General features: G+C 42.4%; 9 protein-coding genes. All 9 read right to left on the reverse strand.

Annotated elements, in window-relative coordinates:
* Positions 1-113 precede the first annotated feature (113 nt).
* The 9 genes from LCH52_03235 to LCH52_03275 all read right to left on the reverse strand — a co-directional run bounded on the left by LCH52_03235 (position 114) and on the right by LCH52_03275 (position 12784).
* Positions 114-2573 carry a phosphodiester glycosidase family protein gene (locus tag LCH52_03235; GenBank protein ID MCA0387487.1) on the reverse strand — a complete coding sequence of 820 codons (2460 nt, stop codon included), beginning with the start codon at positions 2571-2573 and terminating at the stop codon, positions 114-116.
* Between the two features lie 76 nt (positions 2574-2649).
* The gene (locus LCH52_03240; GenBank protein ID MCA0387488.1) at positions 2650-3288 is read right to left on the reverse strand and encodes an MBL fold metallo-hydrolase; all 639 of its coding nucleotides are present in this window, start codon (positions 3286-3288) and stop codon (positions 2650-2652) included.
* Positions 3278-4489 carry a chorismate synthase gene (gene aroC, locus LCH52_03245; GenBank protein MCA0387489.1) on the reverse strand — a complete coding sequence of 404 codons (1212 nt, stop codon included), beginning with the start codon at positions 4487-4489 and terminating at the stop codon, positions 3278-3280. The genes LCH52_03240 and aroC overlap by 11 nt, the downstream gene beginning before the upstream one ends.
* 88 nt (positions 4490-4577) lie before the next feature.
* Positions 4578-6062 (reverse strand): Do family serine endopeptidase, encoded by a 1485-nt coding sequence (locus tag LCH52_03250; protein MCA0387490.1) that lies wholly within the window; start codon positions 6060-6062, stop codon positions 4578-4580.
* Between the two features lie 54 nt (positions 6063-6116).
* Positions 6117-6866 carry a DNA repair protein RecO gene (recO, locus tag LCH52_03255; GenBank protein MCA0387491.1) on the reverse strand — a complete coding sequence of 250 codons (750 nt, stop codon included), beginning with the start codon at positions 6864-6866 and terminating at the stop codon, positions 6117-6119.
* Positions 6866-7870, reverse strand: a complete 1005-nt coding sequence (mtnA, locus tag LCH52_03260) for an S-methyl-5-thioribose-1-phosphate isomerase (GenBank protein ID MCA0387492.1) — start codon at positions 7868-7870, stop codon at positions 6866-6868. Before mtnA ends, recO begins: the two co-directional genes overlap by 1 nt.
* Positions 7860-8774 carry a PfkB family carbohydrate kinase gene (locus LCH52_03265; protein ID MCA0387493.1) on the reverse strand — a complete coding sequence of 305 codons (915 nt, stop codon included), beginning with the start codon at positions 8772-8774 and terminating at the stop codon, positions 7860-7862. The genes mtnA and LCH52_03265 overlap by 11 nt, the downstream gene beginning before the upstream one ends.
* 75 nt (positions 8775-8849) lie before the next feature.
* Positions 8850-9311, reverse strand: a complete 462-nt coding sequence (locus tag LCH52_03270; GenBank protein ID MCA0387494.1) for an NUDIX domain-containing protein — start codon at positions 9309-9311, stop codon at positions 8850-8852.
* Positions 9312-9319: 8 nt separating this feature from the next.
* Positions 9320-12784, reverse strand: a complete 3465-nt coding sequence (locus LCH52_03275; protein ID MCA0387495.1) for a hypothetical protein — start codon at positions 12782-12784, stop codon at positions 9320-9322.
* Between the last annotated feature and the right edge of the window lie 17 nt (positions 12785-12801).

Consider the following 12801-nt stretch of genomic DNA (forward strand, 5'->3'; position numbering starts at 1 on the left):
AACGCGTAAATATACAATATATTTTCAGATTTTAAGTTGATCGGAATTATAAATTATTCTCTGCTTCAGTTCACACAACCTCATGATTCTGAGGTTCTGAGATTCTGAAGTTCTCATTTTAGAAGTATCATCTTGTGAACTCTTATATCCCCTTCCCGGTTTAAAACGGCAAAGTAAACTCCACTTGTGTATTTGTTTCCTTTCCAGGTCGTGTGATATTTTCCTGGGGCCTGAAAAGCATTGACGAGGCTTTCAATTTTTGCTCCGGTTATATCGTAAATATCAAGCAAAGTATTACCGGCTTTATCCAATGAATAAGAAATTGTCGTTTCGGGATTGAAAGGATTCGGGAAGTTGCCCCATAAACCAAAACCTGACGGCATTTCCATATCCCGTACCGAAACAGGCGCCTCTGTGGGATAAGAGACCCTAAGATTGTCCAGATATATGGTACCGGAATAAACCTGGCCCGGCACTCTCGAACTCCCCATCCTGATTTGGATTTCCTTAAGTTTCAACGGAAAGTAAAGTGTACCCGTTGTTCCGGCAGGAACAGCACGGCTTACAGGAGTTTTTGTCTCCTGGAAAATTACGGAAGTGATATACTGTGCCATTGTAATTCTGAATGGTTCATCATTTTCATCAGTCACAAGCCATGTCACATGGTGTTGTGGTCCATCAGCCTTCACATCAACATGAATCGAATCCGGCACTCCGTAAATCTGCTTATCGGTCTTCAGGTAAATATAATTGAAAACACCGGTTGCATAAGTGAATTTGTAATTCAATTTGAATGAACCGGGAGCTGTTGTAAAAGTATCGATGGCGATCGACAAATTTGTGCCGGATGTATCCATCAGAAGATAATCAACTGTCCATGCCTGCAGGTCATCCATCCCGTCAACCAGCCGGATTCCCTCACCAATCTCAACCGATACCAGAACCGAATCTTTGTTTCCGCGATGATCTGCATAGACGGTGACAAAACCGTTGTCACGACCTTTAAACTTTCCTGTGGAGTCTATAGTCCCGATGGTTGGATCAGAGACTGACCATGCGTAAAGATTTGCTGCCAGATTCCTGGGTGTTCCGTCCATATCCCATGCCTGAGTTTTTATCTCCAAAATCCGGGTCGAATCTGTAACAGAATAACGGGGATTTAACTGTATCCTGGTAATACCCTTCACAATTATCAGTGCAGAATCACGAAATCCCTGATAGTTGACATAAACGAAACCGGTATCCGGATTATTTCCTGCCGTAAATGTGTTCCCGGTCAGGGTACCAATTCCCGGCGTAACCGAATAAACCGGATTTCCCTGCGTGAGTGGAACAGGATTAAAATACTGATCAAATCCATAGGTTGAAAACGACACCGATTCCCCGTGATATAACCGGTATGACCCTGGTGAAATACGGATTCTGTCAAGAGAACCCTGCGGACTTGAAGTAAATACAGCCATCGCATTGGCTACCGATCTCTCGACACCATCAGAAGTAACATTCATGACTGAATCGCGAACAAACACGGTAGTGGACCCACCACCATCAAAATTAATTCCCTGATAAATACCAATTCTTTGCATAAAATCAGCAAGTTCGTGAAGTGTCATTCCAACACTTTGTGCAGACCTTCCATCTACAGCTACAAAATAAATTTTGCTTGAATCCTGAGAGAAGCCAACAGCAGTGCGCGGATGTCTTTCATAGGTATGTGACGGTCCCCCCTCTTCAAGATAACCCTGATCGACATAATCAGCACCATTGTAAACGATCTTTGGAAATCCTCCGATCAGCTCTTTCAGTTTTGCAACACCGGGTGACAATCCCATAAATATCTTGACCGTATCACCAACCGCAAGATTACTCAGCCAGGTTGCGGCAGTGCCGTTACCTGAAAGCACCGTGGTTGAATCATTGAGAGCCATACCTCCCGTACCTGTCACCTTGTTTGTTACTATGCAAACTACGGTATCGTTTGCGTACCACTGTGAAATGCTTTTTACTGCCACTTCGGTACCATAAATATTTGTACCGGTATTTGTACCATAAAACTTGTTGAAAAGTATCAGTTGATTCGTACCCCGGTTTTCATTCACACCGTTAATTGCGGTCGAAGAGTTGCCTTTCTTTACTGATGCTGAGAAATTCACTCTTGCAAGCATCGGTTTTTTGTTGTCACTGAAACCTACAGTCGATTGGACACTTGGTCTTCTGAGTAATTGTCCATCACGAATCTGGATATTGATCGGGATTCCGGTACCGCCATAAAAATCACCATTAATGGCTCCCACAGCTATGTGTCCCGGGTATGACATCCTCCTTGCCATTGAACTCGTCTTTTCAAAACCTGCAAGTCTGTCTTGAGCCTTTATTGTTTCAATAGAATTGTAGGGGACATTCAGATCAATTTCCAGAACATAGATATTCCACGGTTTGCTGTATTCTATATATTTTTTGTAGAAGATACCCATTCCAACCTGGAGATTGGAGACCGTATCGAAGTTTAGCTGCGAAAATGAGGTGGAAACGAGTATGAGAGAAAGGAATAATATTTTGTAAAGCTTTTTCATTTTGTATACCGGTAAAATTTTGTGCAAAATTCAGATTTCCATTCTGAAATTTATACAAATTTATCGGAAATGAGCCTCACACCAGAAAAGTATTTGTCGCTTTTTCTTTTCTAATCGTTGTACTCTCTCCATGCCCTGGATAAACAATCGTCTCATCGGGCAGGGTCAATAATTTTGATTTAATTGAATTGATCAAAATATCATAATCTCCTCCCCAAAGATCAGTTCGCCCGATGCTCCCTGCAAAGAGTACATCCCCGGCGATCAAAATATTTTCTTCTGCACAATAGAGACAGTACTCTCCGGGAGTATGTCCCGGTGTGAAAACGGGTTTTAAGATATACCTCCCGATTTTAAAAGTGTAGTTTTCATCATAAAATCCATCGGGCAGTTTCACTTCCTCCATTTCGATGCCGAATGCCCTTCCCATTTTTGGGGCATTCTCGAGAAGGAAAAGGTCTTTTGCAGGAATAAGGTATTCGGGGTCGTATTGCTGTTTAACGAAATTGTTTCCGAAAATATGATCAAGATGGCAGTGGGTATTAATCAGATATTTAACTCTAAGCCGGTTCTTCTCAATAAAATCTGCAAGCTCCTCCTCCTCCTCGAGGTTGTAACATCCCGGATCGATGATTGCAGTCTCTTTGGTTACCTCATCGAAGACCACAAAAGTATTCTCATCAAAAGGACTGAAGACAAATGACTTAACTTTCATGATCTCTCCCAAAGTTTTCTCTTAATCTCTGATAAATCCTGTTTTTGTATTGAGTGAAGTTGTCGACTGACTCTTCAACCGAGTCACCGCCAAATTTGTCGAGGTAAAATTCAGCGAGCGTCCAGGCAAGTACACTCTCTCCGATAACGGCACAGGCAGGAACAGCGGTAAAATCACTCCTTTCCCTGCGGGCATCAATTTCTTCAAATGATGAGAGATCAATACTTCTTAGTGGCATCATTAAAGTGGCGATTGGTTTCATTGCTGCTCTGACCAAAATACTCTCACCATTTGTCGTACCGCCTTCAATTCCACCGGCTCTGTTGGTTTTTCTTGAAATAACTCCGTCTCTCAAAATTATCTCATCATGCACCATCGATCCGGGTACTGCCGCACCTTCAAAGCCAGTCCCGATTTCCACACCTTTAACGGCATTAATCGACATCATTGAGTGGGAAATTGCTGCATCCAGTTTCCGGTCATAATGAACAAAACTGCCAACTCCGGGAACCAATCCCCGAGCCACTACTGCAAAAACGCCACCAAGGGTATCACCCTCCTTCTTTGCAAGTCGAATTCTCTCTTTAATCTCTTCCTCTTTTTCAGGGTCAGGTATCCGGAGCTCACTCTCCTCAGCAATTTTGAGAATCTCAGTAAAAATTACATCCTCGTTGTTCAATAACCGGAAATACAAATCTCCTGATCCGTTGACTCCACCGATACTCTCAACAAAACTTGAAATCTCAACTCCATATTGAGACAACAATTGTTTTGCGAATGCCCCTGCGACAACCCTGACAGCAGTTTCTCTTGCACTGGATCGTTCGATTGAGTTTCGTATATCATCGAGATTATATTTGGTTACCCCGACAAGATCGGCATGCCCGGGTCTGGGGATTACAATCTTTTCGATTTCTTCATCGACGGGTTCAACCGACATTTTTGTGCCCCAATTCTCCCAGTCGCGATTCCTTACAAGTACTGAAATTGGTGAGCCCGTCGTCTTACCAAACCGTACACCCGAAACAATCTCTGCGGTATCCTTCTCTATCTTCATTCTGCCGCCCCTGCCGTATCCGCCCTGCCTGCGGGAGAGTTCCAGATTTATTTTATCAATATCAATACGAAGATTTGAAGGGAATCCTTCGATGATGACTGCCAAAGTTTTGCCGTGTGATTCTCCGGCTGTTAAATATCTTATATGTGACATAATTTCCGAAATTGTGTTGCCAAAAATAAAAAAAATGCCGGTCAGACCGGCATTTTTCAGCAAATGTTTATTTCAGGGATTAATCAGGAATCTCTATTCCCACATATCTTGAATTACCCTGATTATCCGCTACCTCCAGTAGTACTGCCCTGCCTTTGCTGCTCTTGAATATTTTTTCTATATCAGCAACGGTTGAAACATCTTTTCTGTCTGCTCTTGTAATTACGAGTCCTCTTCCAAGGCCCTGATCGTAAGCAAGGCTGTATGGTTTCACATCCGCAATAAATACTCCGTTGTCAAGCTTGTATTTTTTTAACTCGTCGGCTTTTAAGTTCCTGAGTGTTAATCCAATATTCTCAAGTTTAATTTGCTCCGAAGACGAATTATCTTCCTTTTCAGGTCGGTCTGAATTGTCTTTCACAGCAACATTGTCATCACCTCTTGGTTTGAGAGTGACGGTTCTTTCAATTTCCTTGTTGTCTCTCCAGATGGTAAGAACAACTTTTGAACCCGCACTCTTACCCGCAACATGACTTTGTAAAGTATTGGGTGCATTAACTTCCTTACCGTCTATCTTCAGGATCACATCACCTTTTTTGATGTCGGCATCTGATGCAGAACCACCCTCAACAACTTTTTCGATAATCACACCTGTTGGCCTGCTTAATCCAAGTGATTTGGCAAGTGCCGCATCCACTTCCCTGATTTGTACTCCAATGTAACCTCTGCTAACCTTGCCGTTTGCAATGAGATCTTTTGCAACAGTCTGAGCCAGGTTTATCGGTATGGCAAAGCCATATCCTATGTATGTTCCCGTTCTGGTGGCAATGGCTGTATTAACTCCAATTACTGCACCATTTAAATCGACAAGGGCTCCACCGCTGTTTCCGGGGTTGATAACCGCATCTGTCTGAATGAAATTTTCCACACCATAACTGTCGTTGATTAACCGGAGAGAACCTCTGTTCAATGCACTTATGATTCCGGCTGTCACAGTCGAAGAAAGTGAAAGCGGATTACCAATTGCCATTACCCACTGACCAACTTTGAGACCGTCACTGTTTCCAAGGTAGGCGGCAGGAAGATTTGTCGCATTAATCTTTATTACTCCAAGGTCTGTCAACGGATCTGTACCGATTACCTTGGCTTCAAACTTCCTTCTGTCGTTGAGAATTACCTCAACCCGTTTTGCATTCTCCACCACATGATTATTGGTGAGAATGTAACCGTCGTTGCTGATGATGATACCACTTCCTGAACCCTCCGATTCTTTCGGAGAACCATCCATATCACCGAATGGAAAGAAATCAAAGCCCTGTCCTTTCTTTGCTTCAGCAACTACATTGATTTGGACAATCGAAGGAGTGACCTTTTCAGACACTTCAATAAACGCCTGACTGAAATTGTTTAGCTCAGCATTTGGCATTACCGGCGACTTGTCGGCTCCAAGCTTTACATCAGCGAGACCGGGTTTCACCCATCCGAAGCCTGAAACCAAAACCGCTCCAAAAAGAATTCCGAGTACTACAAGGGCAACTGCCCCAAGAACGCTCTTTCCTCTCATTTTCTAATCCTACTGTTTAATTGTTAAATAGATAACCAGGAAGTAAGTTTTTATCTATAAATCTCCTAATATTTTTAATGCTTTTAAGCCTTTAAAAGTTTCAAAATGGGTTCGTGTATAAGTCTCAAGTAAATTTAACAACTGCCTGACTGATTTTGATTCGAAATTGTCAACCGGTTTACCGCTATTTAGACAGAAAAGGAGACCATAAAGTTCCATGGAAATATGTATGCCCCTTCTTTTTTCAAACGCACATTTTTCGCATAAAATTCCAAATCCGGAATCAAATCTCACTCCCGTATCTTTTGAAATTTCACAACCGCATGAAGAACAGGTCTGCGAATGGATACCCACACCTGACTCATCGAGGATGAACAGAAAATATCTGAGCAACAGTATCAGGGAAGGCTCTTTTTTGGAGTCCATCAACCTGATAATTTTTTCCGTCCCTCTAAAAAGTCTGTCGTTCTCTTCGTGAGGTGGAGTAAGTTCTTTCAAAAGTTCGATGACTGAAGTCGCGCAACTTATTGCCTCAAGATCGGTCATTATTTCCTTGGGATGAAAAATCAGTTCGGCGGAGTTGATTGTATAGAGTTCTCTTCCCTCTTTGTCATAATAGAAAAGCTCAACAAGATTAAGGACATCTGTGGCAAGTCCTGATTTCGATTTGATGTTTCTTGCCCCTTTTACCAATCCGCTGATTTTTCCTGAAGTTTTGGTGTAAAAACTGATTATGTTGCTTGAATCACTGAACTTCAACCTCGAAAGAACAATAGCCTCGGTTTTTACAAGACTGTTTCCCATTATCTAAAGCTGTAAGGAAATTTGAAAATACCTTTTTCGGTGATTATACCGGTAATGTTTTCTGAAGGAGTGATGTCGAAGGATGGATTGAAACTGTTAAAATTGAGAGAAGTGTAACCCGATGAAAGATACTGAACAAGTTCCATTGGTGATCTTTCCTCAACCGGAATATCGGAGAATCCCGACGCCACGGGATCAATGGTTGTCGATGGTGCGGCGATGTAGAAAGGAACTTTGTATTCCTTGCACAACACTGACAGGGTAAAAGTACCTAGTTTATTCGCTGAATCGCCGTTGGATGCAATACGGTCGGCTCCAGTGATCACAAGATCGATTTTACCATCCCTGATCAGGACTCCCGCGGCTGAATCCGGAATGATGCTGAAAGGAATTCCATTTTTGGAAAGTTCGTATGAAGTGAGTCTCAAGCCCTGAAAAAGAGGTCTGGTTTCATCAGCATAGACATGTTGTATGAGTTCACTTTCAAATCCCCTTTGTATCACTCCGAAAGCAGTTCCGATTCCACCTGTCGCAAGCCTGCCTGTATTGCAATGCGTAAGAACTGTCGATCTCCCTTTGAATATTTCGAGACCGTTGTTTGCAATTTGCTCACACATCATTTCATCCTCGGAATGAATGCGCTCTGCTTCCAAAAGGAGGTTATGAAAATTCCTCTCCTGAACGGGCAGATCGAAACAAAATTTTTTCATTCTCTGCAGACAGTTGAAAAGATTTACAGCTGTGGGTCTTGTGGAGGCGAGTAATTGAAAAGCGGAATGAAAAACCTGCTCTGAAAAACCACCTTTAACTGACAGAGCCAAAGCGTAGGCGGCTGCAATTCCAATCAAGGGTGCTCCCCGGATCTCAAGCCGTTTTATGGCTTCTGCAACTCTTTCCGGGTTGTCAGTATGGATATATTCTTCAGAAGATGGCAGCTTTGTTTGATCGAGAAACAAAAGCCTGCCATCATGAAATTTTATGGAAAACCAGGAATCAGATCTCATCAAATCTTGAAATCGTCAAAAATTCCCTGTACCTGTCCTGAATCCGCAAATAGGAAAGATTTTCAAGAGCCTCTGTACTGAACTGTTCAACACAAAATGATGCCATGGTACTGCCGTAAACGACCGCCCTCTTGATGTTCGAAGGACTTAAATCCTGGGTTTTGTGCAGATATCCAATAAATCCTCCGGCAAAAGAGTCACCGGCTCCGGTTGGATCATTTATCATTTCAAGCGGGTATGCAGGTGCCGAGAACACAACATCCTCAGTGAAAAGCAGTGCACCGTGTTCGCCTTTTTTGATTATCAGAATTTTTGCACCCATTTCCCTGATAATCTTGGCAGCTTTAATCAGGTTTGGTTCCTGCGCTAAAAGCCTTGCTTCCGAATCATTTATGATTAACACATCACTTCTTTTGAGAACTTCGGCAAGCACATCTTTCTTTCCTTCAATCCAGTAATTCATGGTATCACAGACCACAAACTGTGGATTTTCGAGCTGGTCAAGCACTCTTAACTGAAGAACAGGATCGATATTCCCAAGACAAATGTATGAGGATTTTCTCAGTTTGTCGGGGATTACAGGATTGAAAGATTCAAACACATTTAACTCGGTCAGAAGTGTATCCCGTGTGTTCAGATCATAATGGTATTTGCCTGCCCATCTGAAAGTTTTTCCCCCTTCAACCACCTGCATTCCTGTCAAATTGACATTATGAGATTCCAACAGATCAAAATACTTTTTGGGGAAATCATCTCCCACCACACCAACTATGTATGCAGGTGCGGTAAAATAACTTGCTGCCAGTGAAATATATGTGGCAGAACCTCCAAGTGCATTATCAACAGACTTGAAAGGGGTGGATACGGAATCAAAGGCGACGGAACCGACTATTAATAGGCTCAAATCTAACTCCTCATTATAAATGTGTGCGAGCGAAAATAAAAAAACTTAACCTTGTAATTAAACAAAATTTCTGCTCTAAATCAACTTAACCGGATCAAAATAGATTTTTTCATCTTTTGCCTTATTCATTATAAGCTCTGCCGACTTTCGTTGGCCGGGCCAGGCTAGCAATGGAAGTGCCACCTCAAGCGAACACCACATATATTCGTCATGCTCATCGGACAGGACTACTTCTACATTTTTATCCACCTTTCCGGCAAATACCGGAATAAGACTTACGGAATCATTCGCAGGATTGTAAAACGAATTTACATTTGGCACAACGAAAAACTGATCAGGGGTAATCCCGGTCTCCTCTTTTATCTCCCGAAGTGCCGCCTCCCAGGCTTTTTCACCTTCATGCATTCTACCCGTCACAGGCTGCCACACACCGGGATAAACTTCCTCTGTCTGTGACCTTCGCAATAAAAGCAGTTCATGTTTTTCTCCCGAACTCCTGAAAATGTGGGCTTCTACTATATCATCAATGATTTTCATTTTGTCTCCTAAAAAAATGCTCTGACCTCTGCCCTTGCTGAATGAATTACCCTTCCGCCTCCCAGGGAACGACCGTCATATCCCAAAGTACTTTGAAGGTTGGTTGATATCCTGTAATCAAAATTAAGCCTCCAGTAATAATTTTTCCCCACGAGATTACCATTGGTCAACTCAAATGGAAGGAAGTTTTCAGTATCGTTTTTAATGATTTCCACCCGTTCAACTTCAAATCTGACTCTTCCGGTCCCGGCAAATGAAAAATTGACTCTTAATATCTGACTGTTGGTCCTCAATTCCGTCGGAGTAGCCGGGTACTCGTCTTTCGTAACACCGGTCTTAATTATAAATCCCGTCTCAATATAATTTTCGGGTCTGTAAGAAAAATCGAGAACAAAATCTGTAGAATTAATCTTCCGGTTACGAAGCGAAGCAGGTGGAGCCGCGAGGTTATTGGAATTGAGCATCACATCTGCCTGAATACTAAACTCTCTTACAAGTCGTAATCTGGTTCTTAGACTGCGCTCTGTCAGCAAACCTCTTTCAGCACCTCCACTGAACTCTGTGAAACTGTTCCTCTCATTAAATCGCAATCTGAAATTCAGGTCTGAATTGTTTTCAAAAATAAAAATATCCTGAAGAATCGATTGTGCACCCTTGATCGTGTTTTTATCATTCAAAAACCAGGAAAGTTTAAGAAGGTAGATTTTCTCAATGTCGTTTTCTTTACTGTTTTCCTCGATTCTCACCGTTGTTTCACTGCTGATAAAATCCAGCGGTTTCAAAAATGAGAGCCCTTCTTCAGCAAGATCTCTGAATAAAATCTTTACTCTGAATCCGGTTTTAAGGTCAATTACAGGGTATAAGGTCTCACTCGGAATTGTAATCGCAATAAAATCGGCATCGTAAATGGCGGGTTGAAATTCATTTTCATCGTACAGGCCGTTCTTGTTTAGGTCACCAAGATAGATGTAGTTTCCGGTTCCTTTTTCAACTTTTACAAAAACCCTCTCGAGTAAAGATGCCCTTCGGGTCGAGGCTTCGTAAAAAAGATCACCGTTAACCCCGTTTCCAAACAATGCGAAGCGGCTTCGCATTCTCAAAAGGACCGTTTGATTGTCAGAAAATCCCTTAAGTTTGAATGACGGTTCGTACCGTTTTTCCCTGACTGACACCGACATTTCGATATTAAAATCCCTGTTTCCCTGATATTTGATCCCAGCTTCCTGCCCTGTTGTCCTCGATTCCTTTATAAAAATCCCTCTCTCGGAAACCTCATCCTCCCTGAAGATCATCTTCCCGGTAAAATTAATCCCCCAAAGAACAGGAATTTCCACTAAGGGTCCTGCTTCGTAAAAGTAATAGCTACCCGATAGCAATGAGTCATTAGAGATAATTCTCTCCTTTTTGATCTCACTTTCAAAAAACGCACCCGGATTGATAAACCCGATTTTCCAGGTACCTGAAGCCTTCTGCTTAAGCCATCCGCTCTTTAGCAACACATTTTCTGTTGAAACAAAATCAGCACTGTAGGAAAGGTCTCTCTCCCCCTGTTCAAACGATCTGAACGCACCATTCATTCTTTCCGAGATGAAATTATTCCCGTTTTTGAGGTAGCCATAGGAAACATCCACTCCGGTGCCCGGTATCGGGTATAACGAGAATCCTGCTTCACGAAGTATTTCATCCCCCCTTTGCGAGAGATTCCCGGTATTGTAATCCCTGTCGAACTCCACTGAATTAAATCTGTCGGGAGAACTGAAATCTGCAGCCACAAATCTCTCCCTGTATTTCAGGGTGAGTGAACTGAAGTCAACATTGAAAACTGAAAAAGTTACCGGATTGAAAGTCGCCTCGAAGTTGCGGGCAAAACCGGTTGCAGAGGTACCATCAAGAGTTGAAAACTGGTTTTTGTTCAATACACTTCCTGCTATCTCACCTTTGAAACGCAGGTATTTCAGAGGTTGGTACTCCATTACGAAATTTGCTGCCTGCCGTTTTTCAGGCAAAGGAATGAAAATTACAGGTGAATAGACCCCGAATCCTTTCCCAACATACCTGAATTTCCCTATGGATTCTCTGGTATAGTCACCATTCCCTGCACCGGTATAACTAAAAGAGACATTATAGACAGCATTCTGTGAACCGGGATTATACAGATAGTATTGCAAGACTTGACCGGTTCCCGTCACTGTATCGCGTTTTTCGTAAAACCCGTTTCTTCTTCCTGTTGAATCAGGATCCGCCAGCCTCTCACCCGGTTTTGTGGCTTTGTTTCTGTCTCCGCCCGCATTTTTGAGAATCTCCTTGTCCTGATCGGAAAGGGAAAAATCGATTGGATTATCTTTGTCATCACCCTCCTGAATGAATTGCAGGCTGTATTTCAGCTTTGAACTGAAGAGTTCACCATCAGTTCCTGCGGAGAAAAAATTCCTTCCGTATTTTCTGTCTGAATACTCAAAATCAACATTTATTCTGGATGAAGAGGTGATTACTCTTCTTGTAGTAAAGATCAGTTCACCACTGGAATAATCAATTGTATAGTCATTATTGTCACCCCGTCGCATTTCTTCTCCGTTCAGAAAAACTTTTTCCGATCCGGCTATTATTATGATGTCCCTTTCACCATTGCTGCCTGATAATCTGTATGGTCCCTGTACTCCCTCCTGTCCCTGAAACACATTTGAATTAAACTTCCCTCTCGAACTCGCCAAAGCGAAAAAACCGTTGAATTTATCGTATTTCACCTCACCGTATAAACCCTGAAGTTTTCGGCTCACTCTTCCGAACTCGCCTCGGGTCGAAATAAGATCGTAGTCGCCAAAAACGCCTCTCGCATTTGGGTGTGTAATCTGGATAAATACCTTGTCTATTTCGTCAAGTCTTTCAGTGTTCCCTTCCGGTTGAATTGGAGTATTCTCGTCAGAAAGTGCAGCAACAATTTCTATATCATCAGTCAGTTTCCCGCTTAACTGAAGCTTCAACCCGCTTTGAAGCGAGAGATCTTTATTCGTTCCAAAAGTAAAACCTCTAACAAGGGTTCCGCTCTTTTGAATGTTCTGCCCAAAAATGTTATCGGGAGACAGGAATGAGTCAAAACCTTTGAATCCCCTGATCGTATCTTCCCCTGCCAGGGTCACAAAAGACTGTAGTTCCCGTTTTTTATAAATCTTCGACAGGGAGGATTGAAGAGCCAGATACTCAATTCTCAGTGTATCAAAAATTGAATATGAAAGTGATTCGGAGAGAGAGAAGAAACCTGTAAGATAGTCAATAGTGTAGTCGGTCTGAAGCAGCACTTTATCCCTGATTGTGATTATCTCGCTCCCGGGTTTTACTCCGGTCGCTTCAAGTTCGTATTTGTTGCTTACCTTTACCGGCAAATACTGCACCTTGATCTTGTAAGAACCTGATTGACCATTTCCTGAAAAGCTCCAAAGAAGAAAAAAAATCAGAAAAAGGCTTAGCCACCTCATTAAATGTCCACTGATTG

The sequence above is a fragment of the Bacteroidota bacterium genome, assembly GCA_020161395.1.
In the GTDB taxonomy this organism is placed as follows: Bacteria; Bacteroidota; Ignavibacteria; order Ignavibacteriales; family Ignavibacteriaceae; genus UTCHB3.